The sequence below is a fragment of the Mycobacterium sp. genome (assembly GCF_040509115.1).
Taxonomy (GTDB): Bacteria; Actinomycetota; Actinomycetes; order Mycobacteriales; family Mycobacteriaceae; genus Mycobacterium.
On record NZ_JBEVLO010000393.1, the window covers coordinates 1 to 25,570 of the forward strand.

The 25,570-nt window shown below is 67.6% G+C and carries 21 protein-coding genes, 1 tRNA gene and 1 pseudogene; 16 read left to right on the forward strand and 7 right to left on the reverse strand.

Annotation, left to right across the window (positions count from 1 at the left end):
* Both ABW137_RS26965 and ABW137_RS26970 read left to right on the forward strand, forming a co-directional pair.
* On the forward strand, positions 1 to 594 hold a 594-nt coding region (locus tag ABW137_RS26965; RefSeq protein WP_526404535.1), incomplete at its 5' end, for an NHL repeat-containing protein.
* Positions 591 to 2,039 carry a glycine--tRNA ligase gene (locus tag ABW137_RS26970; RefSeq protein ID WP_526404555.1) on the forward strand — a complete coding sequence of 483 codons (1,449 nt, stop codon included), beginning with the start codon at positions 591 to 593 and terminating at the stop codon, positions 2,037 to 2,039. The genes ABW137_RS26965 and ABW137_RS26970, both read left to right, overlap by 4 nt.
* Before the next feature lie 2 nt (positions 2,040 to 2,041).
* Here the strand turns inward: ABW137_RS26970 and ABW137_RS26975 are convergent, their stop codons facing one another.
* The gene (locus ABW137_RS26975; protein WP_526404536.1) at positions 2,042 to 2,809 is read right to left on the reverse strand and encodes an SDR family NAD(P)-dependent oxidoreductase; all 768 of its coding nucleotides are present in this window, start codon (positions 2,807 to 2,809) and stop codon (positions 2,042 to 2,044) included.
* A gap of 150 nt (positions 2,810 to 2,959) precedes the next feature.
* On the opposite strand from ABW137_RS26975, the gene ABW137_RS26980 reads away from it, so the two are divergent.
* The 3 genes from ABW137_RS26980 (at position 2,960) to ABW137_RS26990 (ending at position 6,538) form a co-directional block, all read left to right on the forward strand.
* On the forward strand, positions 2,960 to 3,451 hold the full coding sequence (locus tag ABW137_RS26980; protein WP_526404537.1) for an Lrp/AsnC family transcriptional regulator: 492 nt from the start codon (positions 2,960 to 2,962) through the stop codon (positions 3,449 to 3,451).
* Positions 3,452 to 3,641: 190 nt separating this feature from the next.
* Entirely contained in the window at positions 3,642 to 5,141 is a 1,500-nt protein-coding gene (locus ABW137_RS26985; RefSeq protein ID WP_526404538.1) for an amino acid permease, read from the forward strand.
* Positions 5,138 to 6,538 (forward strand): aminotransferase family protein, encoded by a 1,401-nt coding sequence (locus ABW137_RS26990; protein ID WP_526404539.1) that lies wholly within the window; start codon positions 5,138 to 5,140, stop codon positions 6,536 to 6,538. The genes ABW137_RS26985 and ABW137_RS26990 overlap by 4 nt, the downstream gene beginning before the upstream one ends.
* 9 nt (positions 6,539 to 6,547) lie before the next feature.
* Here the strand turns inward: ABW137_RS26990 and ABW137_RS26995 are convergent, their stop codons facing one another.
* Entirely contained in the window at positions 6,548 to 8,545 is a 1,998-nt protein-coding gene (locus tag ABW137_RS26995; protein ID WP_526404540.1) for a TPM domain-containing protein, read from the reverse strand.
* Between ABW137_RS26995 and ABW137_RS27000 the strand changes: the two genes are divergently transcribed.
* Genes ABW137_RS27000 through ABW137_RS27010 form a run of 3 tightly spaced genes read left to right on the forward strand, consistent with a single transcriptional unit; the run spans position 8,544 to position 12,144 of the window.
* Positions 8,544 to 9,911 carry a deoxyguanosinetriphosphate triphosphohydrolase gene (locus ABW137_RS27000; protein WP_526404541.1) on the forward strand — a complete coding sequence of 456 codons (1,368 nt, stop codon included), beginning with the start codon at positions 8,544 to 8,546 and terminating at the stop codon, positions 9,909 to 9,911. The two genes, ABW137_RS26995 and ABW137_RS27000, sit on opposite strands and share 2 nt — an antisense overlap.
* Positions 9,892 to 11,784: a DNA primase gene (gene dnaG / locus ABW137_RS27005; protein WP_526404542.1), complete on the forward strand. Its 1,893-nt coding sequence runs from the start codon at positions 9,892 to 9,894 to the stop codon at positions 11,782 to 11,784. The genes ABW137_RS27000 and dnaG overlap by 20 nt, the downstream gene beginning before the upstream one ends.
* 54 nt (positions 11,785 to 11,838) lie before the next feature.
* A complete protein-coding gene (locus ABW137_RS27010) occupies positions 11,839 to 12,144 on the forward strand; it encodes a DUF7155 family protein (RefSeq protein ID WP_526404543.1) in 306 nt (101 codons plus the stop codon).
* A gap of 10 nt (positions 12,145 to 12,154) precedes the next feature.
* Here the strand turns inward: ABW137_RS27010 and ABW137_RS27015 are convergent, their stop codons facing one another.
* Entirely contained in the window at positions 12,155 to 12,397 is a 243-nt protein-coding gene (locus ABW137_RS27015) for a hypothetical protein (protein ID WP_526404544.1), read from the reverse strand.
* A gap of 167 nt (positions 12,398 to 12,564) precedes the next feature.
* On the opposite strand from ABW137_RS27015, the gene ABW137_RS27020 reads away from it, so the two are divergent.
* Positions 12,565 to 12,637 (forward strand) — tRNA-Asn (locus tag ABW137_RS27020).
* Positions 12,638 to 12,649: 12 nt separating this feature from the next.
* Here ABW137_RS27020 and ABW137_RS27025 read toward each other — a convergent pair.
* Positions 12,650 to 14,620, reverse strand: coding sequence for an acyl-CoA dehydrogenase family protein (locus tag ABW137_RS27025; RefSeq protein WP_526404545.1), 1,971 nt, complete (start codon positions 14,618 to 14,620; stop codon positions 12,650 to 12,652).
* A 102-nt stretch (positions 14,621 to 14,722) separates the two neighbouring features.
* On the opposite strand from ABW137_RS27025, the gene ABW137_RS27030 reads away from it, so the two are divergent.
* From ABW137_RS27030 to ABW137_RS27055, 6 genes are all read left to right on the forward strand, one after another.
* A complete protein-coding gene (locus tag ABW137_RS27030) occupies positions 14,723 to 15,454 on the forward strand; it encodes a VIT1/CCC1 transporter family protein (RefSeq protein WP_526404546.1) in 732 nt (243 codons plus the stop codon).
* 114 nt (positions 15,455 to 15,568) lie between these two features.
* Positions 15,569 to 16,969: a lyase family protein gene (locus ABW137_RS27035; protein ID WP_526404547.1), complete on the forward strand. Its 1,401-nt coding sequence runs from the start codon at positions 15,569 to 15,571 to the stop codon at positions 16,967 to 16,969.
* 36 nt (positions 16,970 to 17,005) lie between these two features.
* Positions 17,006 to 18,370 carry an MFS transporter gene (locus ABW137_RS27040; protein WP_526404548.1) on the forward strand — a complete coding sequence of 455 codons (1,365 nt, stop codon included), beginning with the start codon at positions 17,006 to 17,008 and terminating at the stop codon, positions 18,368 to 18,370.
* Entirely contained in the window at positions 18,367 to 19,473 is a 1,107-nt protein-coding gene (locus ABW137_RS27045) for an alcohol dehydrogenase catalytic domain-containing protein (protein ID WP_526404549.1), read from the forward strand. Before ABW137_RS27040 ends, ABW137_RS27045 begins: the two co-directional genes overlap by 4 nt.
* Before the next feature lie 24 nt (positions 19,474 to 19,497).
* Complete coding sequence (locus ABW137_RS27050; protein ID WP_526404550.1) at positions 19,498 to 20,958, forward strand: NAD-dependent succinate-semialdehyde dehydrogenase; 1,461 nt, start codon at positions 19,498 to 19,500, stop codon at positions 20,956 to 20,958.
* Positions 20,955 to 22,361 (forward strand): class II fumarate hydratase, encoded by a 1,407-nt coding sequence (locus ABW137_RS27055; protein WP_526404551.1) that lies wholly within the window; start codon positions 20,955 to 20,957, stop codon positions 22,359 to 22,361. Before ABW137_RS27050 ends, ABW137_RS27055 begins: the two co-directional genes overlap by 4 nt.
* Here ABW137_RS27055 and ABW137_RS27060 read toward each other — a convergent pair.
* Positions 22,343 to 23,386: a LacI family DNA-binding transcriptional regulator gene (locus ABW137_RS27060; protein ID WP_526404552.1), complete on the reverse strand. Its 1,044-nt coding sequence runs from the start codon at positions 23,384 to 23,386 to the stop codon at positions 22,343 to 22,345. The two genes, ABW137_RS27055 and ABW137_RS27060, sit on opposite strands and share 19 nt — an antisense overlap.
* A gap of 57 nt (positions 23,387 to 23,443) precedes the next feature.
* Positions 23,444 to 24,295, reverse strand: coding sequence for an SDR family oxidoreductase (locus ABW137_RS27065; RefSeq protein ID WP_526404553.1), 852 nt, complete (start codon positions 24,293 to 24,295; stop codon positions 23,444 to 23,446).
* A gap of 173 nt (positions 24,296 to 24,468) precedes the next feature.
* Here ABW137_RS27065 and ABW137_RS27070 point away from each other — a divergent pair, with 173 nt between their 5' ends.
* Positions 24,469 to 25,314, forward strand: coding sequence for a helix-turn-helix domain-containing protein (locus ABW137_RS27070; RefSeq protein WP_526404554.1), 846 nt, complete (start codon positions 24,469 to 24,471; stop codon positions 25,312 to 25,314).
* Here the strand turns inward: ABW137_RS27070 and ABW137_RS27075 are convergent.
* A pseudogene (locus ABW137_RS27075) lies at positions 25,292 to 25,570 on the reverse strand (MFS transporter); the annotation flags it as partial. The gene ABW137_RS27070 and the pseudogene ABW137_RS27075 sit on opposite strands and share 23 nt — an antisense overlap.

The following is a 25,570-nucleotide window of genomic DNA, read 5'->3' on the forward strand; positions in this document are numbered from 1 at the left end:
AGCGAGCCGATCCAAGCCGGGCCGATGCCCGACGTCAAGGGCATCGCCGCGGGCGACGGGCAGGTGTGGTTGTCGCACATCACCGACAACACCGTCACCCGCATCGACGCGAGCAGCATGAGCATCCTCGGGACACCCATCGTCGTCGGGGCCCTGCCTGGTCAATTGGCGGTCGGGGATCAGTACGCGTTCGTCGTGAACACCGGTGACAAGACGGTCTCGGCCCTCGGCCGGGACGGCCTGGTGGCCACCACGTTCGAGGTCCCCGGCGAGCCGGCGGGCATCGAGATCGTCGACGGCACCATCTGGGTGCTGACGCAGGACACCGTGGTGCCGATCGACGAGCGCACGTTCGTCGTCGGCTCGCCGGTGCCGCTGCAGGGCGCCTACGCGGCCACGGCGGGCGACGGCGGCGTGTTCGGGGCCTTCCCGGTGACCGACGAGGTGCGCTGGTTCGACGTCAAGGGCGAGGAGTCCAAGGGGCCCGCCGTCCCCGGCGTCGCGAAGGGTGTCACCGAGCTGACCTACGTCGACGGCACGTTGTGGGTCGTCGACGGGCCCGGACGCGAAGTGGTGCGCATCAAGGTCCCCTGACAAGGGGAGGGTGGGCCGGTCCCGGGGACTCGCTACGCTGTTCACCCGTGGCCTCCATCATCGATACCGTTGCCAACCTCGCGAAACGCCGTGGCCTCGTCTACCAATCCGGCGAGATCTACGGCGGCACCAAGTCGGCATGGGACTACGGGCCATTGGGCGTCGAGCTCAAGGAGAACATCAAGCGGCAGTGGTGGCGGTCCGTCGTCACCGGTCGCGACGACGTCGTCGGCCTGGACAGCGCGATCATCCTTCCGCGCGAGGTGTGGGTGGCCTCCGGTCACGTCGAGGTGTTCAACGACCCGCTCGTCGAGTGCCTGAACTGCCACAAGCGCCACCGCCAGGACCACATGCAGGAGGCGTACGCGCTCAAGAAGGGGACGCGCGACACTGCCGTCGATCCAGATACCGTGCCGATGACCGAGATCGTGTGTCCGGATTGCGGCACCAAGGGGCAGTGGACCGAGCCACGCGACTTCAACATGATGTTGAAGACCTACCTCGGGCCGATCGAGAGCGAGGACGGGATGCACTACCTGCGTCCCGAGACGGCGCAGGGCATCTTCGTCAACTTCGCAAACGTGGTGACGACGTCACGGCGCAAGCCGCCGTTCGGCATCGGCCAGATCGGCAAGAGCTTCCGCAACGAGATCACACCGGGCAACTTCATCTTCCGCACCCGTGAGTTCGAGCAGATGGAGATGGAGTTCTTCGTCGAGCCGTCGACGGCGGCGGAATGGCACCAGTACTGGATCGACACCCGGCTGCAGTGGTACGTCGACCTCGGCATCGATCCCGAGAACCTCCGGCTGTTCGAGCATCCGAAGGAGAAGCTGTCGCACTACTCCGACCGCACGGTCGACATCGAGTACAAGTTCGGCTTCGCGGGCAACCCGTGGGGTGAGCTCGAAGGCGTGGCCAACCGCACCGACTTCGATTTGTCAACGCACTCAAAGCATTCCGGCACGGACCTGTCGTTCTACGACCAGGCGTCCGACACGCGGTACACGCCGTACGTGATCGAGCCTGCCGCGGGACTGACCCGCTCGCTGATGGCGTTCCTCGTCGACTCGTACCACGAGGACGAGGCCCCCAATGCCAAGGGTGGCGTCGACAAGCGCACGGTGCTCAAGCTCGATGCGCGGCTCGCGCCGGTCAAGGCTGCGGTGCTCCCGCTGTCGCGCAACGCCGATCTGTCGCCCAAGGCGCGTGACCTGGCGGCCGAGTTGCGCAAGTCGTGGAACATCGAGTTCGACGACGCGGGCGCGATCGGCAGGCGGTACCGCCGTCAGGACGAGATCGGTACGCCGTTCTGCGTCACGCTGGACTTCGATTCTCTGGAGGACAACGCGGTGACCATCCGCGAGCGCGATGCGATGACCCAGGAGCGTGTCGCGATCGACGCGGTGTCCGACTACCTCGCGGTGCGGCTCAAGGGCGCCTAGGGTCACCGCGAGGCGAGCAGGGTGTCCATGATGGCGTCTGACACGCCCGCCGACTGGCCGCAGTCGACGACGAGTTGCTGGCCGGTCATGCCGTTTCCGGTGTCGGAGGCGAGGAACTCGATCACCGAGGCCACCTCGTCGGGCAGGGCCATGCGGCCGAGCGGGGACATTTGCACGGCGAGCGCCACCTCCTCGTCCGCGTTGTCCTGCGAGCGAAGCATGGGCGTGTCGACGCTGCTCGGCGCCACCTCGTTGATCCGGATTCCGCGCGGTCCCAATTCCATTGCCGCAGTGCGCACCAGCGCCGAGGTGGCGGCCTTCGACGCGGCGTAGGCGCCGTAGCCGGGGATCGTCATGCGAGCGGCCAACGACGTCACGACGACGAACGACGCGCCCGCCGACATGTGCGGGACGGCGTGCTTGATTGCGTAGATCACCGCCATGGTGTTGACGCCGTAGCACTGCATCATCGCCTCGGTGGTGAGTTCGGTGCTGTGAGTGGGGGTGACGAAGGTGCCTGCGCTGCACACCACGGAGTCGATGCGGCCGTATTCGGCGGCGACGGCCGACATGCACTCCCGCACTTCGGATTCCCGACTCACGTCGGTCTGGATCGAGCGCGCACCGATCTCCTCGGCGATGTCCGTGCTGTCGCGCCTGCTGGTGATGACGACTCTCGCGCCGCTCTTGACGAAACGACGAGCCGCCGCGAGCCCGATCCCGCTAGAGCCGCCGGTGACGACGACGACCCGTCCGGACTCCTGGGACATGATTGCTCCTTACGACGTGATGCAGCGATCGGCGCAATGGTGGTGGGAAGTTGTTTCCTTTGCGTTTCGATCGAATGATCTACAGAAGTTGCCGGAAAGTGGTGGATATTGTGCAATGGGCAACCGTCGATTCGTGGCAAGGAGAATTTCGTGCAGCTCGATGCGCTCGACGAGCAGATCCTCTGGGAACTCGCCCGCGATGCCCGGATCCCCAACAACGAGCTGGCCAAGAAGCTTCACGTGTCGCCGTCCACGACGATCAACCGGGTGCGGGCACTCAAGGAGAAGGGCGTATTCCAGTCGGCGCATGCCACCGTCGACCTGGTGGCAGTGGGACTTCCGGTCCAGGCGGTGGTCTCGGTGCGGATCCATCCGCAGGCGCGGCGTGCGCTGAAGGAGTATGCGCAGCGGGTGATCCTGTTGCCACCGGTGATGAATCTGTTCTGGATGGGCGGGCCCGACGACTTCCTGATCCACGTGCACTGCGCGTCGACGGCGCATCTGCGCGACTTCGTGGCCACCGATTTGAGCGCCGACCCGGCGGTGGCGTCAGCCCAGACGAACGTCGTGTTCGAGCATCTGCTCGGCGCGCAGCACATGGATCACGTCAGTGGATTCGAGGAGATTCGCGGCGGATATTGAGCCGAACAATCTGTGCCGACGTGCGGCTGGGCGGGTCTCTTGATGAAGATTATCGAGAATTCTAGTGCCCTAGTTGCACGTAATGCATCAGAAACCAGGGTGAAACAGAGCATCTGCAACTCTAGTGCGGCGCTGACGTCGACGTAGCCGTCGATCGAACCTCCCTCCGCACACCCCCGAGGTTTCCCACATGACGATCAAGACCCCTCCGCCCTTCGATCCCGTCGACGCGGGTCCGCACACGCCACTCGACGCCCACTCGTCGCTGCACCGCAACCTCGGTGTCGGCTCCATCGCCTTCATGGCGCTCGCAGGCGCCGCACCGCTGGGCGCGGTCATCGCGGCCTTCCCGATCGTGGTCGGGGTCAGCCAAAGTCCCGCCATCCCACTGTTCTTCGTCCTCGCAACCGCGATCCTGGCGATCTTCACCGCAGGCTTCGTCAGGATGGCTCGCCACGTGACCAACGCCGGCGCCTTCTACTCCTACATCCAGGCCGGCCTCGGCCGAATCCCCGGTACGGGCGCCGCCACCTTCGCAGTCGGCACCTACGTGATGCTGGCCGTGGCGCTGGCCGCCTACATCGGCGTGGCCACCAGCGATGCCATCGCCCACTTCGGCGGACCCGGAACCCCCTGGTGGGCGTGGACCGCGGCGTGGGTCTTGATCACCGGTGTGCTCGGCTACCGGGACATCGAACTGAGCGCCAAGGTGCTCGGAGTCGTGCTGGTGGTCGAGATCGTCGTGGTCGTCGTCATCGACGGCGCCATCCTGGCCAGAGGCGGCGAGGCGGGCCTCACCACGTCCGCGCTGAGTCCGGCGCTGCTGGCCGACGGGTATCCGTCACTGGGCCTGATGTTCGCGTTCTTCAGCTTCGTCGGCTTCGAGGCCACGGCGGTGTTCCGCACCGAGGCCCGCGACCCCGAACGGACCATCCCGCGCGCCACGTACGTCGCCGTAGTGGGAGTTGGCCTGTTCTATGCCTTTTCGGCATGGGCGATCACCGTCGGCGTCGGTCCCGATGCCATCGTGGCCGCGGCGACCGACGATCCGACCGGCATGGTGCTGGGCCTCGCCCAGACCTACGTCTCGCCGGTCATGCAGGACGTCATGCAGATTCTCCTGCTGACGAGCATCTTCGCGTGCATGTTGACCTTCCACAACGTGCTCACCCGATACGGCTACACCATGGCGACCAAGGGAATCCTGCCCGCCGCCCTCGGTGTCGTCAGCGTCAGGCATCGCGCTCCGTCGCGGTCGTCGCTGACCGTCTCGGTGGTCACCACCGTCCTGCTGGTGGCCGTCACCGTCGCCGGACTCGATCCGGTCGCCGAGGTGTACACCTGGCTGTCCGGTGCGGCAACGCTCGGCGTGATCGTGCTGATGGCGCTGACGTCGGTGGCGGTGCTGGTGTTCTTCCGGGCCAGGCGCGATGCCCGCACCGGTCTCTGGTCGACGACGATTGCGCCCGCCATCGCCCTGGTGTGCCTCGGCGCGGTGACCTACCTGGTGATCAAGAACTTCTCGGCGCTGGTGCCGAGCCCCGTCGTGGCCAACGTGCTGCTGGTGGTGTTGGTCGCGACGTATGCGGTCGGCGTCGGGGTGGCCCTCGTCTTCCGCGCCCGCCGCCCGCAGGCCTACGCCGCCCTCGACGCCTCACCGTCCATTCCGACCCAAGGAGAAAACCCATGACTGCCACCATCAACCACGTTTCGACCCCGGCGTACCAGAAGACCTCGGAGCTGAACAACTGGCGCCACTTCGCCGAGATGAAGACTGCCTCGACGACACCCCCGAAGATCATCGTCAAGGGGGAGGGCTGTTACCTGATCGACTCGGACGGCAACCGCTACCTCGACGGCCTGTCCAACCTGTTCTGCGTCAACCTCGGCTATTCCTACGGCGAAGAACTCGGCGAGGCGGCCTTGGCGCAGTACAAGGAGCTGGGCTATCACAGCAACTGGGGAAGCACCCATCCCCGCGCCGTCGAATTGGCCAGTGTGATCGCCGAACTCACCCCCGGTGACCTCGACCACGTGTTCTTCACCCCCTCCGGTGGCGAGTCGGTGGAAGCGGCCTGGAAGATCGCCCGCAAATACCACAAGCTGCGCGGCGAAAACAGGTGGAAGGCCATCTCACGTCAAACCGCTTATCACGGAACCACTCTCGGCGCGCTGTCGCTGATCGGGATCCCCGAGTTCCGTTCGGACTTCGAGCCGCTGGTACCCACGGCTGGCCGAATCCGCAACACCCGCCGCGTCGGCCGCCCTGCCGAGGAGACCGAGGAGCAGTTCACCGCGTTCCTGCTCGACGATCTGGAGTTCCGGATCCAGGCCGAAGGTCCCGACACCGTCGCGATGATCCTCATGGAACCGGTGCAGAACCACGGCGGCATGCTGATCCCGCCCGCCGGTTACTCCACGGGCGTCCGGGAGATCGCCGACAAGTACGGCATCCTGGTGGTCGCCGACGAGACCATCACGGCGTTCGGGCGCGTCGGTGCGTGGTTCGCCTCGGAGCGGTACGGCATGGAACCCGACATCATCACCTGTGCGAAGGGCCTGTCCTCGGCGCATGCGGTGATCGGAGCGGTGGCGGTCGGGGAGAAGGTGTACGAGCCGTTCCTGGCGTCGGGCGCATCCCTGTTGCACGGCAACACGTTTGGCGGACATCCCGTGATGGCTGCCGTGGCCCTGAAGAACATCGAGATCATGAAGCGCCTCGACATCCCGAACACCGTGCTGGCGAACGAGGCTCCGCTTCGTGCCAGGCTGGACGCCCTTGCCGCGCTGCCGGCGGTGCTCGAGATCCGGGGCGCAGGCCATTTCCATGCAATCGAACTGAGGCAGCACGCGGCGTCGGGACGGCCGATGACCGATGCGGAGAAGCTCCACCTCTACGGCGACGCGCTCCTAGCGCTGCCGCTGGAGGAGCGTGGGGTGATGCTGCGAATCTCGGTCGACGCCGGGGATCCGGTGGTGTGCGTGGCACCGCCACTGGTGGCCGGTGACGCCGAGTTCGATCACCTCGTCGGTGCCCTGCACGACGTACTGGCCTCGGTGAGCACGGTGTACGCCGACCTGACCTGACTCGGTGGGCTAGAAGCGGCCGCCGCCGCCACCCCAGCCGCCACCCGACCCGCCGAACGACGTCGGGCGGAAGCCGCCGCCTCCGCCGCCACCGCCGAATCCGCCGCGCAGCGTACCCGACAGGATGTTGCCGATGACGATGCCGCCCAGCACGGCACCGATGTCGCTGCCGCCTCCGCCGGGGCCGTATCCGCCGCTGTAACTGCGTTGCGCCGCAGCCAGATCCGCATTGGCCAACGACTGCGCGTGCGCGGCAAGCGTCGCCGCGCCGTTGGCGTGGGCGATGGCCTCGGCCGGGTTGGTGTCCTTCTTGGCCTGCGCGGCCTCGAGCTGGCGTACCGCCTCCGACAACCGGGTGCGGGCGTCTGGGCCGATGCTGCCGCGGCGGGTGTCGATGAAGTCCGACACCGCTCGCACCCGCGACTGCGCGCTGAACAGCGCCTGATCGAAGGCGCGCCGCAACCGCTCGGCGGCCTCGAGCTCCTCGCTGACCTCGGCCAGCAGCCGGTCGAGGTCGGCGTCGGCCTGCGCCAATTTCGTGTACGCGCCCAACGGGTCGGCGGAACCGACGTCCTGAGCGTGCGTGACGGCCGCGACTGCCACGTCCTTCGCGGCGCTCAGCTCGGCGGCCTTGGGCACGCCGTCGCGCGCGAGTCGAGCAGTGGCCGAGGTGATCCCGTCCTGGATGTCGGCGATCGCGGCGGGCAGGCCTGCGACGGCGCGGTTGATGTCGGTCCCCGCCGTGTCGACCGAGTCGAGCAGCCGACGAGCTTGTCCCAGCGCCGATTCCGCGGCCCTGATCGCGTCGACAAGGCCGCGCTGCTGCCCGGCGGGCTTGGCCACCAACGAGCGGCCCATCGTGATGTTCTGGTCGGCGAACGCCAGCCGCTGCCTTGCGACGTCGACGTTGCCCGACACCGAGGCAAGCGCAGTCTCCGAGAACTGCGCGTGCAGTGCCGCGACGGCCTGCTCCGCGGGTTCGATGCGCGCGGTCAGCTCGACCATCTGCTGGGTGAGCACGTCGAGCCTGTCGGGGGCGTTGATCACCAGGTCACGCAACTGGCGAAACGCCTCACGCTGTGCTTCGAGCTCGTCGTCGGCGCGGGCGGCGGCCACGATCACCCGGGTCAGCAGGTCGCGGCGCTGCTGCGGCGTCTCCGGAACGGCGTCGTCGAGGGTCTGCCGCACGGTGAACGCCTGAGCCAACGCCGTCTTTGCCTTGGCCACCGCCTCGACGAACGGCGCGGTGTCGGTGGGACCGAATTCCTCGACCGCCAACGTCAATTCGTTGTCGCTGGTGCGGACGGCATTGTCGACCTCGACGACGACCGACTTCGACAAGTCGTCCAGCGCGTCGATCGACAGCGTGGCCAGGGCGTTGGGATCGGCGGGATCGACCCGCTGGGCGGCCGCGAACTCCGCCGCGCGCTTCTTGCGGCGGCTGCGTCGCCGCCACAGCACCAGCGCCAAGATCGCGACGGCGAACACGGCGAGCGCGATGGCCATGCCCACCCAGGAGCTGCCACTCGACGGCGGGCTCGTCAATCCCTCGGCCGCAGCCGTCGCCGCCCCCGCCCAGTCGCCCTGGCTCAGCGCGGGTTCGACCTGATCCCTGCGAAGACTGGCTTGCGCGGAGTCGCTGAGTATCCGGGTCCCTGCGAACAGAGCGTAGTCGCGGTCCTCGGTGGCCACGGCCAGCAGCGCATCCTGATCGGGCTGAAAGTTGTTGATGCGCATGGCTCTCTGCGCCCATTCGACACCGGTCTGGCCGGAGAAGTCGTCGACGAAGACCACCCAGAGCCGCACGCGGCGGGCGGTGTACAGCTCGTCGATCGCACCGGTCACCTGAGCCAGGCCAGAGGCGTTCAGCACGTTCGCGTTGTCGGTGACGCGCTCCTGCAGTCGCAACGGGGGTTCGCTGCCCGCGGTGGGCGCCAGCAGCAACCCCGTGGTCAACACCGCCAGGATCAGGCTCAGCAAGCGGGCAGCCACCAGATTCCAGCGCATGACCGTCAATCTAGTGGCTCGGTCGACCCGGCGAACCGTCCTGGCAGACTGTGCGTCGGTGGCACACGCAGACGGCCCGTACCGGGACCCTTACTCAGACTTCGACCGGCAACGCATGGTGGTCGAGGCGCCCAAGGGTGCCGCCTTGCCGGGAACCGGCACCGAGCACCGCACCGACTTCGCGCGGGACAGGGCCAGGGTGCTGCACAGCGCTGCGCTGCGACGCCTCGCCGACAAGACCCAGGTCGTCGGGCCGCGCCAGAGCGAGACGCCACGCACGCGGCTGACGCACTCGCTGGAGGTCGCCCAGATCGGCAGGGGAATGGCCGTCGGCCTCGGGTGTGACCCCGACCTGGTCGACCTCGCGGGGCTGGCGCACGACATCGGTCATCCGCCGTACGGCCACAACGGTGAGCGCGCACTCGACGAAATCGCCAAGCAGTTCGGCGGCTTCGAGGGCAACGCGCAGAACTTCCGCATCCTCACTCGGCTGGAACCCAAAGTGCTTGATCCGCAAGGCCTCAGCGCGGGGCTGAACCTGACTCGCGCGTCGCTTGACGCCGTCACGAAGTATCCGTGGCGGCGGGTGGGCGACGGCGGCAAGTTTGGCTTCTACGACGATGACGTTCCCGCCGCGGACTGGGTCCGCGCCGGGGCCCCGGACCGTCGGCCGTGCCTGGAGGCGCAGGTGATGGATTGGGCCGACGACGTCGCCTATTCGGTGCACGACGTCGAGGACGGCGTCATCTCCGGCCGCATCGACCTGCGGGTGCTCACCGACGCCGACGCCACGGCCGCCCTGGCGAGCCTGGGCGCCGGGGCGTTCCCTTCGCTGATCGCCGACGACCTACTCGCCGCGGCGCAGCGGCTGTCCGACGAGCCGGTGGTGGCCGACGTGGGCAAGTACGACGGCACCGTGGCGGCGTCGGTCGCCCTCAAGCGCATGACCAGCGAGTTGGTGGGGCGGTTCGCGAACGCGGCGATCACCGAGACCCGCGCCGTGGCCGGGGAAGGCCCGCTGACCCGCTACGACACCGGACTCGCGGTGCCATCCACGGTGCGTGCCGAGGTCGCCCTTCTGAAGATGCTGGCGCTGCAGTTCATCATGTCCGATCACGGCCACCTGCAGATTCAGGCCGATCAGCGCATACGCATCCACGAGGTGGCGTTGGTGCTGTGGGCGCAGGCGCCGAGCAGTCTGGATCCGCAGTTCGCACCGGACTTCGCCGCTGCAGGCGACGACGGTGCCCGGCTGCGCGTGGTGATCGATCAGATCGCGTCGTACACCGAGGGGCGGTTGGAACGAGTGCACGAGGCGCGCTCGCCCCGGCCTCTAGACTGGTTCGGTGCCGGGCCGCATCTCTGATCGCGACATCGCAGCCATCCGTGAAGGCATCCGGATCGAGGACGTCGTTGGCGACTACGTCCAGTTGCGTCGCGCGGGCGTCGACTCCCTGAAGGGGCTGTGTCCCTTCCACGACGAGAAGTCGCCGTCCTTTCACGTGCGCCCCAACCACGGTCAGTTCCACTGCTTCGGCTGCGGCGAGGGCGGCGACGTCTACACCTTCCTTCAGAAGATCGAACACGTCAGCTTCGTCGAGTCGATCGAGATGTTGGCCGACAAGATCGGCTACACCGTCACCTACACGGGTGGCTCGACCACCAACGTGCAGCGGGACAGGGGCAGCCGCAGTCGACTGATCGCCGCGAACGCCGCCGCCCAGGAGTTCTACGCCGAGGCGCTCAAGTCGGCGGAGGCCGCGCCGGCGCGGCAGTATCTGATCGAGCGCAGCTTCGACGCAGAAGCGGCCAGGCAATTCGGCTGTGGGTTTGCGCCTTCAGGCTGGGACACCCTCACGAAGCACCTGTTGCGCAAGGGTTTCGAGTTCAAGGAGCTCGAGGCGGCGGGGCTGTCGCGGGAGGGGCGCCGCGGCCCGATGGATCGCTTTCACCGCCGCCTGCTGTGGCCCATCCGGATGTCGGCAGGGGAGGTGATCGGCTTCGGCGCCCGACGGTTGTTCGACGACGACACCATGGAGGCCAAGTACGTCAACACGCCCGAGACGGTGTTGTACAAGAAGTCGAACGTGCTGTTCGGGCTCGATCTCGCCAAGCGCGACATCGCCAAGGGGCATCAGGCGGTCGTGGTCGAGGGCTACACCGACGTCATGGCGATGCACCTGGCCGGAGTGACGACCGCCGTCGCGTCGTGCGGCACCGCGTTCGGCGAGGAGCACCTGTCGATGTTGCGGCGGCTCATGATGGACGACAACTTCTTTCGCGGTGAGTTGATCTACGTGTTCGACGGTGACGCGGCGGGCCGGGCTGCCGCGGTGAAGGCCTTCGAGGGGGAGCAGAACCTCGCGGGGCAGTCCTTCGTTGCGGTGGCCGACGACGGCATGGATCCCTGCGATCTGCGGCTGAAGTCCGGGGACGGCGCGCTGCGCGACCTCGTCGCACGGCGAACCCCGTTGTTCGAGTTCGTGATTCGCACGGCGCTTGCCGAGCACGACCTGGACAGTGCGGAGGGGCGAGTCGCGGCCTTGCGGCGCTGCGTGCCAATGGCGGCCAGGATCAAGGACCCGACCCTTCGCGACGAGTACGCCAGGCAGTTGGCCGGCTGGGTGGGCTGGGACGACGTCGCGCAGGTCCTCGGACGGGTACGCGAGACGGCGAGCGCGGGTGGCACGGCGCCACGTCGCGGGGCTCGGGCCGTGGCGCCCACCGCGCAGGCCGTGGTCCGCCCCGACCCGCGAGATCCGACGCTCTGGCCGCAGCGGGAGGCGCTCAAGGCGGCGCTGCAGTATCCGGCGATCGCCGGACCGGTCTTCGACACGTTGACCATCGAGAGCTTCACCCACCCCGGCTATGCCGCCGTGCGCGCCGCGATCAGCGCAGGGGGAGGGATGTCGGCGGGCCTGTCCGGAGCGCAGTGGATCGACGCGGTGCGCGAGCAGGCGGGGTCACCCGCGGCGGCGACCCTGGTCAGCGAGCTCGGGGTGGAGGCCTTCAAGGTCGAGGACGACGAGCGGCTGGCGCGCTACATCGGTGGTGTCCTGGCCAGGCTGCAGGAGGTGTGGGTCGGCAGGCAGATCGCCGAGATGAAGTCCAAGCTGCAGCGCATGTCGCCGGTGGACAACGACGACGAGTACAACGCGCTGTTCGGGGACCTGGTGGCGATGGAGACCTATCGACGCAGTCTGCTGGAGCGGGCGAGTGGCGACGACCTTACTGCGTGAATGGCCGCGTCACGCTATGGTGATTTCGCCGTCAGTCCAATGGAAGGGCCCCGCATGACCATCCGAGTACACCGGTTCGTCGCCGCAGGCGCGCTGGCGGTTGCGGCCGTCGCCGCTCCCGTCGCCATCGCTTTCTCCAACGATGCAGGTCAGTCGGTTGCCGGCCCGCGGTGCCTGTCCTGGTACGGCAACCAGGAAGACGGCGTTTGCCTGTCGTACTCCAACGGCAACGGCGTCAACGTCGGCACCCCCGACTTCGGCGTCTACGGACCCAACTCGAACGTCGTGCCCGGCGGCGGCATCGGCATCACCTCCGGACCGCTGCTCCCCGGTCAGACCTGGACCAACGGCATCGGCTAGCTCGCCTGCATCAATCCTTCTTGACCTCGGTGTGTAGCACCGAGGTGGTCGCGTCGATCGGCGTCAGTCTCACGGTGTTCGGATCCGGTGACACCCGGTCGGCCAGTTTGCGTCGTCCCGCATCGATGACGGCCTTGGTCACCGGGCTTCCCGTTACGGCCCGCGCCGTCCCCGCGATCTGCTCATAGCGGCGTCGGCCTGCCTTCGCGCCCAACACGTAACCGACGGCCATGACGGCGGCGAATCGGATCACAGGACTCCTCCCACATGACGGTGCATCGTGTCCATCCTGCCTCGTGCCGTGACATCGCGGTTGGGCGAGGCAACCCAGCAACAACCCCTGCCCGATAACGGGGTTCGGGCGTTCATGCGCTAGAGTCAACGCTCGGTCCGGGGGCATGCCCCGGGACCGACGAGCATTCCCCTGTAGCTCAATTGGCAGAGCAGCCGACTGTTAATCGGCAGGTTCGTGGTTCGAGTCCACGCGGGGGAGCAACTACCGGCGTCACCTCGGCTCGATCGTCCCCGAGCTGATCGCGTCCTGCTCCTCGTGTTGGGCGGCGTCCACGATGTGTTCCGGGTGCAGCATCTCGGCGTATCGCAGCTTCTCGGGAATGCCGAAACCGTCGACCAGCACCTCGGCGTAGGGGCGCAGCACCTTGCAGCGGTCGTTGATGCCGCGGGTGACCGCCTTGGCCCGCTCCGTCGACAGGAAGCGATGCTCGATGAACCACGCCTTGTCGGCTTCGATGACGGACAGGGCATACAGGTCGCAGACCACGCCGAGGATCTTGCGTGCCTCGGCGTCCTCACAGGTGTCGATGCCTGCGACGAACGCCTCCAAGACGATGCGGTCGATGTGGGCCGTCGCGGTGTGCAGCACGTGGTCCTGGACGGAGTTGAACGCCTCGAACGCGCTCATCTCCTTGGACTTGCCCTGCAGGCGACGGGCGACCGAGGCGAGCATGTACTCCTCGCGGTCCTCGAACATCTTGACCTGGGTGCCGCGGTTGAACAGGCTGCCCTCCTCCTCGTTGTCCTGACGGGCATCGAGGATGGTCTGCATGATCGTCTGCGCAGCGGTGCGCTTCGCGACGCGTTCGCCGGCGAAGTTGGCGGCGAAGCGCACCCACTCCACCGGGCTCATCCCCTTGATGTCGTCGGCGTAGGCGGTCAACAGCTCCTTGGCGACCAACTGGGTGAGTACGTGGTTGTCGCCCTCGAACGTGGTGAACACGTCGGTGTCGGCCTTGAGTGCGATCAACCGGTTCTCCGCCAGATAGCCTGCGCCGCCGCAGGCTTCGCGCGCCTCCTGAATGGCGCGGGTGGCGTGCCAGGTGTTGGCGGCCTTGAGACCCGCCGCGCGGGACTCCAGCTCGCGCTGCTCCTCGGGATCGGGATCCTCGGACGTCTGCAGCTCGTGGCACTTGGCCACCAGTTCGTTCTGCGCGAACTGCAGGGCGTAGGACTTCGCGATCAGCGGGAAGAGCCTGCGTTGGTGCACCAGGTAGTCCATGATCAGTATCTCGTCGTCGCCGCCCGGCGCGTCGAACTGCCTGCGCTCCAAGGCATACCGCGTGGCGATGTCCAAACCCACGCGGGCGGCGGCGCCCGCGCTGCCGCCCACGGTGACCCGCCCGCGGATCAGCGTGCCGAGCATGGTGAAGAACCGGCGGCCTGCGTTCTCGATCGGTGAGCTGTAGGTGCCGTCGGCGGCGACGTCGGCGTACTTGTTGAGTAGGTTCTCCCGAGGAATGCGGACGTGATCGAACATGATGCGGCCGTTGTCGACGCCGGGCAGGCCGCCCTTGTAGTGACAGTCCGAGGTGGTGACGCCGGGCAGGTCGTTGCCGTCGTCGTCGCGGATGGGGACGACGAAGCAGTGCACGCCGTGGCCCTTGCCACCCGTGATCAGCTGGGCGAACACCGCTGCCACCCTTGCGGTCTGGGCGGCGCCGCCGATGTAGTCCTTGCGCGAGGTCGGTGTCGGGGAGTTGATGACGAACTCCTCGGTGCCGGGGTCGTAGCTCGCAGTGGTCTCCAGGGACTGCACGTCGCTGCCGTGGCCGGTCTCGGTCATCGCGAAGCAGCCGAGGATTTCAAGGTCGATCAGCTTCTTGACGTACGCCTGGTGGTGCCGTTCGGTGCCGAGGTTCTCGATGGCTCCGCCGAACAGTCCCCACTGCACGCCCGCCTTGACCATGAGCGACAGGTCCGACATGGCGAGCATCTCGATCATGGTGACGGCGGCGCCCACGTCACCGTTGCCGCCGTGTTCCTTCTTGAAGCCGTCCTCGGCGGCGCCGTGGGCGGCCATGATTCGCATCTGCTCGGCCACCTTGGTACGGGCGATGACGGTGTTCGGGGTGTAGTGCGGCCGGAAGACGTCTCCGGAAAGTGTCTCGCGGGCGGCGTTCTTCACGTCCCGCCAGCGTCCGTCGAGTGCGTTGCGCAGGTGATCTGCGGTGGTCGTCATGCTTTGACGGTATCCCGCGATCGTGACCGTGAAACTGTGATGTGGCAAACCCAGGGGATCCTGAGTCGATGCATGCCGGGGTGCTGGCGTTGAATCAACGCCATGACCGATCCGGACCGCTCGCAGCCACCTGTCGGGCTGCCCCACGAGATCGACCACCGGCACGCCGACGTGACGGGTGGGTGGCTGCGTGCGGCCACCTTCGGGGCGATGGACGGGTTGGTCAGCAACACGGCGCTGATCGCGGGAGTGGCGGCGAGCGCGAGCACGCACACCGTGGTTCTCTCCGGTGTCGCGGGGCTGCTCGCCGGCGCGTTCTCGATGGCGCTCGGCGAATACACCTCGGTCACGACGGCCAACGAGCAGATCGAGTCCGAGGTCCGCGTCGAACGGCGGGCATTCCGCAAGCATCCGCAGGCCGAGCGCGCCGAACTCATCGGCATGTTGCAGGCGATGGGCATGACAAAGGACACGGCCACCGCGGCGACCGACGAGATCCATCAGGACGAGAGTCGCGCGCTGAACTTTCATCTGGTTCAGGAGTTGGGCGTAAACCCCAGCGAGAAGCCATCGCCGTGGGTGGCGGCGGGGTCGTCGTTCGTGATGTTCGCGGTCGGAGCGGTCATCCCGCTGATCCCGTACCTGCTCGGCTTCGCGTCGCTGTGGTTCGGGCTGGCCTGTGGCGGCGTCGGCCTGCTCGTCGCGGGCGGGGTGGCTGCGCGCTTCACCCGCAAGCCGGTGTGGTCGGGCTCGCTGCGGCAGTTGGCGTTCGGTGGCATCGCGATCGCGGCGACCTACGTGGTCGGCTCACTGATCGGTGCCACGGTCACCTGACTCGGAGGGCCGGAAAAGTGACCCTTGACACGATGTGGAATCCATTCCATTCTTGTGTGGAATGGATTCCACATCCACGCGCTCCCCATCGATCGACGAGGTTCACCGACTGCCATGACATCTGCGCATCAGGACGACGCACCGTTCTCCATGCTGTTGCGAATTGCCGGGGATGCCGACCAGCTCGCCATCTGGTCGGCCCGCAACGGCATCGAGGGATGGCTGGCCTTCGAGCGCGCGTTGGCGCTGGCTCAGGCCGACGAGGGCGAGATGCCCGGCGAGGATGCGGCCGCCATTGCCGCCGCGGCGTCGTCGGCGGCGATCGACGAGGCCGAGTTGTGGGCGACCGCCCGCAACGTCGGCTATCCCATCCTCGGGCTCGTTCGGCAGATCGCCGCGGCGCTCGATCCTGGACCCGCTCGCCGGGTCCACTTCGGCGCCACGACCCAGGACGTGATGGACACCGCGTTGGCATTGCAAATGGCGCACTCGCTCGACGCGCTCGACACGGCAACGTTCCGCCTGGGAAATGCGCTAGCCGAGCAGGTCCTGGCGCACCGCTTCACGGTGATGGCCGCCCGCACCCACGGCCAGCAGGCCGTACCCACGACGTTCGGGGCCACGCTGGCTTCACTGCTCGGCCAACTGACGCGCCATAGGACCCGGATCGCCGCGGCCCGTCCTCATCTCGAGGTCGTCTCGCTATACGGGGCGGGCGGCACCAGTGCCGCCCTCGGGCCGAGCGCCGCCAAGATCAGGCGACGCGTTGCCGAGCGCCTCGGCCTCGGTTTCAGTGACGTCCCATGGCACGTCGAGCGCGACGCCCCAGCCGAATTCGGGTGGCTCTGCGCCACCATCACCGGCGGATGTGCGAAGTTGGCGCGCAACGTCATCGACCTGTCGCGCACCGAGGTCGGCGAGGTTCACGAACGGTTCTCGAATCACCGCGGCGCATCCTCGACGATGCCGCAGAAGGTCAACCCGATCTCCTCGGAGATGATCGTCGGACTATCGGCGACCGCGAGTGCCCTCACCTCGGCGCTGACCCGGTTCCAGGAAGCCGGCCACGAGCGATCGGCAGGTGAGTGGCAGGTCGAATGGCACGTCCTGCCCCAGCTCGCGGTGCTGGCAGGTAGCGCCGTCGCCGAAACTCTGGACCTGGTCGAGGGCCTGCGCGTCGACACCGAGCGGATGCGGACCAACCTGGGACTCGACGGCGGACTCGTCTTGGCGGAGTCGTTGATGATGCAGTTGGCTCCCGCGTTGGGTCAGGCCGGCGCGCACGATCTCGTGTACGACGCCGCACAACGCGCCCGCCGGGACGGATTGCACATCGTCGACGCCGTCGGGGCGACCGCTCGTGACCGCGGCGTCGAACTCGACGAAACGCTGGTGTTGGCGGAGGACTACCTGGGTGAGGCCGTCCACGTCTGCCAGTCCGCCGTCGAGTCCTGGCGCGATCTTTCGCGACCGGCGGCGTCGCGCCCACCGTTGGCCAGCCTCGCCCTCAACTGACCCATTCAACGCCAACCCCGCGCAAAGGAGCGTCCCATGCCCGACACTGCAGCAGAAATGACCCCGTCCCCGCCGCCGTCCCCGCCGCCATCCCCGACCACGGTCGCCATGGCCAGCTTCATCGGAACCACGATCGAGTGGTTCGACTACCTCGTATTCGGCGCGGCGACGGTGTTGATCCTCAACCCGCTCTTCTTCCCGTCCGATGATCCGCTCACCAGCACCCTCGCCGGCTTCGGCGCCATCGCCGTCGCCTTCGTCGCCCGCCCGCTCGGGGGGTTGTTCTTCGGTCACTACGGAGACCGCATCGGTCGCAAGCGGATGCTGGTCTTGTCGGTGCTGCTGATGGGATTCGGAACCTTCGCGGTCGGCCTGCTGCCCACCTACGAGCAGGTCGGGATGTGGGCCCCGATCCTGCTAGTGATCCTGCGGTTCTTTCAGGGCTTCGCCGTCGGCGGCGAATGGGGCGGCGCCGTCCTCATGTCGTTGGAACACGCGCCGCCCCACCGGAGAGCGTTCTATGCGAGCTTCCCCCAGGCCGGTGTGCCCGCAGGCGTCGTGCTGTCGACGGGCGCGATCGCGATCATCACGCAGGTCTTCTCCGACGAGGACCTCCTGGCGTGGGCCTGGCGGCTGCCGTTCCTTGCCTCGGTCCTGCTCGTCGCGGTGGGGCTCTGGGTCAGACTGCGGGTTACCGAATCTCCGGAATTCCTTGCCTTGCAGACGAATCAGGATCTGCCGAAGGTGCCCGCCGCGAACGTCGTCCGCTCGCACAAGCACGCGCTCTTCTCCGGGATGCTGGCAAGCGCAGCGCCGAACGCCGTGTTCTACCTGGCGAGCACGTTCTTCCTCAGCTACGCCACCAAGACGCTCGGCGTGAGTCGCGATACCGTCCTGGTGGCCCTCATCGCCGCAGCCGCCTTGGAGGTGATCACGCTTCCGGCGTTCACCACGCTGGCCGATCGGTGGACGACGCGCCGATTCCTCAGCGCCACCTCACTTCTGGTCGGCGTCGGCGCCGTACCGGTGCTGCTACTGCTCAACACCGCCACCGTCGCCGGTGTGTTCGCCGCCTTCTTCCTGGCGCTGCCGCTGTTGCATGCACTGTCCTACGGTGTGACCGCGGGTTTCATCGCCGACCTGTTCCCCGCCGAGGTTCGCTACACGGGCTCGTCGATGGCCTATCAATTCGGCGGCCTCATCACGTCGGCCCCAGTCCCCATCATCGCGTCGATGTTGTTGTCCAGCACCGGTTCGTCGCTGTCGATCGCGTACTACCTAGCTGCCGCCAGCGTGGTGGGTGCCGTCGTGGTCGCCCTCGCGCCGCGATCGGCGGGGAAACCACGAACCCTCCGGAGCCCCGAGGGCACCGTGTCGGCGAAGGAAGGAGCGCAAGCATGATCGGAAGGGGTGCGGTTCTCGCCTCGAGCCACAACGAGCGGCCATACGCCGACCACCGCCCGCTGACCATCTGCGACGTCGAGTTCGACGACCCGGCGCCAGGGGAGGTCCTGGTGAAGATGGAGGCGGCGGGACTCTGCCACTCCGATCTCTCCCGCGTCAACGGCGACCGCATCGGCGTGGCGCCGGTCGTCCTCGGCCACGAGGGCTGCGGTCGCGTCGTCGCCACGGGTGACGGCGTCGACGACATCGCGATCGGGCAGAAGGTGGCGTTGGTGTTCCACACCCGGTGCGGTCGGTGCGAGACGTGCACCGGGACGCGGTGGTCGCTGTGTCCCGCTGGCCTGGCCACCGCGGCCAGCGGGGAACTGCTCGGCGGCGGACGACGAATCCGTCTGGACGGCAAGGAAATCGGTCACCATGCCGGGTCGTCGGCCTTCGCCGAGTACGCCGTCGTCGACCGCAGGACCGCCGTCGCGATCCCCGAGGCGGTGCCCAGCCCGGTCGGCGCACTTCTCGGATGCGCGATCCTGACCGGAGGGGGAGCGGTCCTCAACGCCGGGCACGTGAGGTCCGGCGACGACGTCGCGGTGGTCGGGCTCGGCGGCGTCGGACTTGCCGCGGCCATGGTCGCCGCCGCCCGAGGCGCCCGAGTCACCGCGATCGACCCGATCGACACCAAACTCGACATGGCCGTCCTCGTCGGGGCGCACGACACCATGACGCCGGAGGCCGCGCGCCACGCCGGCCGCCGATTCGACGTCGTCGTCGAGGCGGTCGGGCGCAGCGCCGCGCTGGATCAGGCCATCGACCTCACCCGAGTCGGCGGCAAGACCGTGACCGTGGGCTTGCCGCACCCGTCGGAGAAGGTGTGCATCTCGGCGGCGTCACTCGTACTGGAGGCACGTTCGATCGTCGGCTCCTACCTTGGCTCCGGTGACCCGGCGGTCGACATCGCCGAGTACGCCGCCATGTACCTGCGGGGCGATCTGCCCATCGACGAACTCATCTCGCGACACATCGGTCTCGACGACCTGAACTCCGCACTCGACAGCCTCGCCGCAGGCGAGGTCGCCCGCCAGGTCGTCGTCTTCGACGGCTGACACCACCCACTATCAGGAGACGACGTGACGAATCAACACGCCATTCTGGACACCTTCGCCAAGGGCGTCTGGATCAACAACAAGACCGCGGATGCCGCGGACGGCACGACATTCGACGTGGAGAACCCCGCCGACGGCAGCGTGCTGTGCAGCGTTGCCGACGCGGGCGAGACCGACGCGCTCCGGGCGCTCGACGCGGCCGTGGACGCTCAGGCTTCCTGGGCGGCGACGCCGGCTCGAACCCGGTCCGACATCCTGCGACGCGGATTCGACCTCATCACGGACCGCACCGAGGAACTGGCCCAGCTGATCACGCTGGAAATGGGCAAGTCGATCGCCGAGTCCAGGGGTGAGGTCGCCTACAGCGCCGACTTCCTACGGTGGTTCTCCGAGGAGGCCGTCAGGATCCACGGCGACCTGACGACGAATCCGACTGGGCCGGGACGGATTGCGCTCATCCGGCAGCCCGTCGGACCGTGCCTCCTGATCACTCCGTGGAACGTACCGTTGGCCATGGCCGCCAGGAAGGTCGCCCCGGCGCTGGCGGCGGGCTGTACCGCCGTCCTGAAACCAGCCGAGCAGACGCCGCTGACGGCCCTGTTGTTCGCGGAGATCATGCAGGAGGCGGGCCTGCCCGACGGCGTGCTCAACGTCGTCCCGACCTCGCGGCCCGAGGTCGTCGCGACGCCGCTGCTTGCGGATCCACGCTTGCGAAAGGTCTCCTTCACGGGATCGACGGAGGTCGGGCGCATCCTGATCCGAGCGTCGGCCGACAACGTCTTGCGCACGTCGATGGAGCTGGGCGGCAACGCCCCCTTCGTGGTGTGTGCCGACGCCGACGTCGACGCGGCCGTAACGGGCGCCATGGTGGCCAAGATGCGCAACGTGGGTGAGGCCTGCATCGCCGCGAATCGGTTCTACGTGCACGAGGACGTCGTCGACGAGTTCAGCGCCAAACTGGTGGAGCGCCTCGAGAAGCTCACCGTCGGAGACGGTTCCGCGCCGGGCACCGACGTTGGCCCGCTCATCGACGCCGTGCAGCGCGACAAGGTCGTCGAACTCGTCGCCGACGCCGTCGACCATGGCGCCAAGGTGGTGCTCGGCGGCACCCCACCCGGCGGTGCCGGGTACTACTACCCGCCAACGGTGTTGCGCGATGTCGCACCGACGTGCCGCATGAGTTCGGAGGAGATCTTCGGGCCGGTCGCACCACTGACGACGTTCCGCGACGACGAGGAGGCGCTGCGCCTGGCCAATGACACCGAATACGGTTTGGTCAGTTACGTCTTCACGTCCGACTTCACCCGCGCGATGTGGTTCGCGGAGCGGCTCGAGGCAGGGATGGTGGGTCTGAACAGGGGCTTCATCTCCAACGCGGCGGCACCGTTCGGCGGGACGAAGCAGTCCGGTCTCGGTCGGGAGGGCGGAGACGTCGGCATCGACGAATACCTCGAGCTCAAGTACGTGGCGATGGGTCCCGAGTGAGCGAGAGCTCACGCACCGAACGGGACTTCGCCGGTGAGGTGAACGTCGATTCCGACGCCATGTGGGGCGCCCAGACTCAGCGGGCACTCGACGCGTTCACGATCAGTGAGCTGCGCCTTCCCCACACGTTCATCCGCACCCTGGGTTCGTTGAAACACGCTGCCGCACAAGTGAATGCCGACCTCGGCCAGCTCGACCCGCGGCTCGCCGATGCCATTGGACGCGCGTCGGCGGAGGTGGCCGCCGGCAGGTGGGACGATCAGTTCCGGATCGATCTGTTTCAGACGGGAAGTGGCACCAACACGAACATGAACGCGAACGAGGTGATCGCCAACCGGGCCAACCAGCTGTTGGGCCAGCCTCTCGGCGCCAAGTGCCCGGTACATCCCAATGACCACGTCAACAAGGGGCAGTCCTCCAACGACGTGACCCCCACGGTCATCCACGTTGCGGCACAGACGGCGATCACTCACGAGCTGTTGCCCGCGCTCCGTCACCTGCAGGCGAGCCTGTCCGACCTCGCCGTGCGCACTCACGGTGTCGTGAAGTCGGGTCGTACGCACCTGCAAGACGCCGTGCCGATCAGAATGGGTCAGGAATTCGCGGGCCACGCCGGGCAGATCGAGCGCGGTATCGCGCGGATCGAGGCCGCCCAGACGGGTCTCGCAGAGGTCGCCCTCGGCGGGACTGCCGTGGGTACCGGTGTGAACACCCACCCGGAGTTCGCCGCACGGGTCATCCGGCGGCTCGCCGCCGACTTCGGAATCGAGCTGCGGGAGACCGGCAATCACTTCCAGGCGCAGAACTGTCTCGACGCCGTGGTCTTCGTGTCGGGGGCGCTGCGCACCGTCGCGATGAGCTTGTTGAAGATCACCGAGGACGTCCGGTGGATGAGCAGCGGGCCGGTTGCCGGTTTGGCCGAGATCACCATTCCGACGCTGGGAATGGGCTCGTCGATCATGCCGGGCAAGACCAATCCCGTGATGGCGGAGGCCGTCAGCCAGGTCGCCGTCAAGGTGATCGGCAACGATGCGGCGATCGCGGCCGCGGGCAGCCGGGCGAACTTCGAGATCAGCGTGATGTCGCCGGTTGCGGCCCATGCCCTGCTCGAATCGATCGACATACTGGCCGGCGCGGCGACCGCGTTCGCCGACCGGTGCATCAGGGGAGTAGTCCCGACCGCGGTGGGCCCGAATACGGTGGCGCGCAACGTGATGCTGTCGACTGCTCTGGCCCCTCGGCTCGGATACGACAAGGCCGCTGACATCGCCCGCGTCGCCTTGGAACGTCAGGTGACGGTGTTGGAGGCGGCATCGGCGATGAGCGACGTCCCCGAGCGACATCTGCGGACGCTGCTCGACGTGGGCGCGATGGCAGGCGAGCGTCAACCCGATGCGGGGTGAAGTGAGCTCGGTGCAGCGACGGACTCGCGAATGCGCAGTTCGCCCTCCATCTGGATCACCATGGGGTTCTTGGCATGCTTCTGATCCCAGGTGTCGATTGCTGTGAGGATCTCGCGACTTGCCCTGCGGCCCATGTCGGCGAGTGGGGGCGCGAACGTGGTGATGGCGGGGGTCCACACGGAATACCATGCGGGATCGTTGAATCCGGCGATGGACAGATCGTCGGGGATGCGGATGGACCGCCTCTTGCAGACGGCGAGGGTGCCGAGGACGAACTGCGCGCTGAGGGCGAGGACGACGGTAGGAAGGTCATCGGCGAGGGACTCGACGGCGGCTGCCCCCGCTTCGATGCTCAGCGCGGTGGACAGGATGCGCGCACGCGGCCGTCCGCCGCCCGTGTCGTCGGCGGGTACTTCGGGAATGTGGGCTTCCGCGAGCACCTTTCGGAATCCGGCGAGGCGGTCCCTGGTGGTCGAGAAGTCGGCTGGACCCACCAGAGCCACGAGGTCGCGATGTCCCTGGTCGACGACGTGACGGGTCAGCGCCTCGACGCCGAGCGCGTCATGGCTGAGGACGGCCGGGGCACTGGCGTTCTTCGAGCGGCGGTTGAGCTGAACGACGGGAAGCGAAGTCGGCACGGAGCCGTCGGGGTCGACGGGAACGTGGACCACGCCCTCCACCTGCCTGCTGAGCATGCTCTCCCACGCCCGCTGTTCGTCGCCTGCGGCCCCCCCGGTCTGGGCAACGATCAGCTGGAATCCCGCATCGTCCAGCTCGACCTGCAGGACTTCGGCGGCGGAGGTGTAGAACTCGTTGCTCAGGTCGGGGATCAGGAGTCCGATTACCCTGGTGCGCTTTTCGCGCAGCGCCCGCGCGGCCGCGTTGCCGCGGTACTGCAGCTCCACGGCGGCGGCTTGAACGCGGCTCTTGGTGACCACGTCCACGTAACCCTTGCCGGTCAAGGCGCGCGACGCCGTACCGACGCCGACACCCGCCAGTTTGGCGACGTCGGCTATCGTGCTCACCCCCCCAATCTATCGGAGTGGCGACCCGAGCCGAGTGACCGACGAGCGGTCGGATGGCTAGTGGTGGTCGGTCGTCGATGCCAGCGGTTCGCCTGCGGCGATGTCCGCAGTCAGTGCCTCGACCTTGCTCCTTGCATAGGCAAGCGAGTCGGTCCCCAGCAATTGGTGCAGCGGACCTGGCGCGCCGGTCGCGACCTCGATGATCGCGGCGGCTCCCCTCGCGGGGTCGCCGAGCTGATGGCCCTGGAGGTCGAGATGGTTCTGCGTCATCTCCCGGATGGCGGGGTACGCGTCGGTCGTGGCGGAGGGGAGCATCAGGGAGTCGGGGGACAGGAAACTGGTGCGGAAGTATCCCGGTTCGACGATGGTCACGGCGATGCCGAGATCGGCCACCTCCGCGGCGAGGGCTTCGGTCATGCCGTTCAGCGCGAACTTCGCCGAGCAGTACAGGCCCCAGCCGGGCACTGCTGTCAGCCCCAGAATCGACGAGACGTTGATGACGTGTCCGGTGCGGGCAGCGCGCAGGTGCGGAAGGGCCGAGCGCAGGACGTTCCAGGCGCCGATCACCTGGACGTCGAACATGGCGCGAACATCGGCGTCGGTCGTCTCCTCGACGGCGGCCAGGAATCCGTAGCCGGCGTTGTTCACCACGACGTCGAGTCCCCCGAATCGCGTGACGGTCTCGCCAACTGCGACGTCTACCGCCGCCCCGTCGGTGAGGTCCACCTCAAGCGGCAGAAGCGTGGCGGTGTCGACACCATCGAGCGCGGCAACCAGCCGTGCGGTGGACCGCGTGGTGGCGGCGACCTGATCGCCGCGGTTCAGCAGCTGGCGCACCAATTCCAGCCCGAGTCCGCGAGACGTGCCCGTCACGAACCACGTGGCAGGCGAATCGGTCGGGTAAGGCATGGGGGTCTCCTTGAGGTGGTCGTGTTGGTCAATCCGGTTGTAGCTTCTCGTCTTTCAGTCTCCCGGCCTCGGATGGTGAAGATCTCGCCACGACTGGCCCAACCGAACCCAAGGTCGCCGGAGGCTAGGACTCCCAGACCTAGGTCATCTACCGGACACGTTGGGACGATGCGGTGACGGATACCGCCAATCACGAACTCGCGGACTTCCTCAAACGTGCGCGCAACGCAATCGATCCGATGCGCGCGGGCCTGCCCGGCGATGGACGCATCCGACGGGTGGCAGGTCTGCGTCGCGAGGAAGTCGCGCTGTTGGCCGGAGTTTCGACGGATTACTACACCCGGTTGGAGCAGGGGCGCCGGATCACCCCGTCGGCCACGGTGTTGGACGCCGTCGCACGGGCACTCGGCCTCGACGGGACGGGTCGCGCACATCTCAATGATCTCGTCGGCGCGCAGATGTCGCGGCGGGAACCTGCTCGGCAGGCGCAGCGGGTGAGGCCCGGCCTGCGCCAGTTGCTCGAATGCCTCGACGGGACACCGGCGATGATCTTGGGCAGGCGCACAGACGTGCTGGCCACCAACGGTGCGGTGCGCGCGTTGATCGCGGACTTCGATGCGATGCCGTGGCGTGAGCGCAACTACGTCCGGTGGATGTTCATGTCGGCTCAGGCTCGGGAACTCTTCGCAGACTGGGAGATTCAGGCCCGTACGGCTGTCGAGAACCTTCGGCTCGACGTGGGGAGGAACCTCGGCGATGCCGCGAGCATCGAGCTCGTCGACGAATTATCGGCCGCGAGCGAGGAGTTCCGCGCGTGGTGGTCCGAACACCGGGTCCACCAACGGACGCATGGGACGAAGCACCTTCGGCATCCCGTCGCTGGCGCGTTGACGGTCGAGTACGAGACGTTCACGGCGCCCGGTGATGCCGACCAGGTGCTCTTCGTGTTCACGACCGCGGCGGACACCTCCTCGCGCGACGCCGTGGCGAGTTTGGTCAGCTGTCGCTGCCGATGGTGACGGCGGTGGCCTCGTCGGTCAGCTCCCCGCGTGACTTCTCTTCGGCGTCGATGTGGCTGAGGTGCGGGCGGGTCGCGATCATGACCCCGGCGGCGAGCAGCACGGCGCCCGCGCCGACCCAGAACGGCAGGTGCGCGTTGAACGTCTCGCCGAGCACGCCGGCCAGCCAGGGGGCGACGGCGCCGCCCCCGAAGCGCAGGAAGCTGTAGGCGGCCGACGCGACGCCGCGCTCGACGCCCGTCGTTTCGCCGGTCGC

Excerpts from the sequence above, each read along its gene's own strand:
- ABW137_RS26985 (WP_526404538.1), top strand. The coding sequence starts at position 3,642 with ATGACGATCAAGACCCCTCCGCCCTTCGATCCCGTCGACGCGGGTCCG.
- ABW137_RS27025 (WP_526404545.1), bottom strand. The coding sequence starts at position 14,620 with ATGACGACCACCGCAGATCACCTGCGCAACGCACTCGACGGACGCTGG.
- ABW137_RS27035 (WP_526404547.1), top strand. The coding sequence starts at position 15,569 with ATGACATCTGCGCATCAGGACGACGCACCGTTCTCCATGCTGTTGCGA.
- ABW137_RS26975 (WP_526404536.1), bottom strand. The coding sequence starts at position 2,809 with ATGTCCCAGGAGTCCGGACGGGTCGTCGTCGTCACCGGCGGCTCTAGC.
- ABW137_RS27040 (WP_526404548.1), top strand. The coding sequence starts at position 17,006 with ATGCCCGACACTGCAGCAGAAATGACCCCGTCCCCGCCGCCGTCCCCG.
- ABW137_RS26990 (WP_526404539.1), top strand. The coding sequence starts at position 5,138 with ATGACTGCCACCATCAACCACGTTTCGACCCCGGCGTACCAGAAGACC.
- ABW137_RS27010 (WP_526404543.1), top strand. The coding sequence starts at position 11,839 with ATGACCATCCGAGTACACCGGTTCGTCGCCGCAGGCGCGCTGGCGGTT.
- ABW137_RS27045 (WP_526404549.1), top strand. The coding sequence starts at position 18,367 with ATGATCGGAAGGGGTGCGGTTCTCGCCTCGAGCCACAACGAGCGGCCA.
- ABW137_RS27000 (WP_526404541.1), top strand. The coding sequence starts at position 8,544 with ATGACCGTCAATCTAGTGGCTCGGTCGACCCGGCGAACCGTCCTGGCA.
- ABW137_RS27065 (WP_526404553.1), bottom strand. The coding sequence starts at position 24,295 with ATGCCTTACCCGACCGATTCGCCTGCCACGTGGTTCGTGACGGGCACG.
- ABW137_RS26995 (WP_526404540.1), bottom strand. The coding sequence starts at position 8,545 with ATGCGCTGGAATCTGGTGGCTGCCCGCTTGCTGAGCCTGATCCTGGCG.
- ABW137_RS27030 (WP_526404546.1), top strand. The coding sequence starts at position 14,723 with ATGACCGATCCGGACCGCTCGCAGCCACCTGTCGGGCTGCCCCACGAG.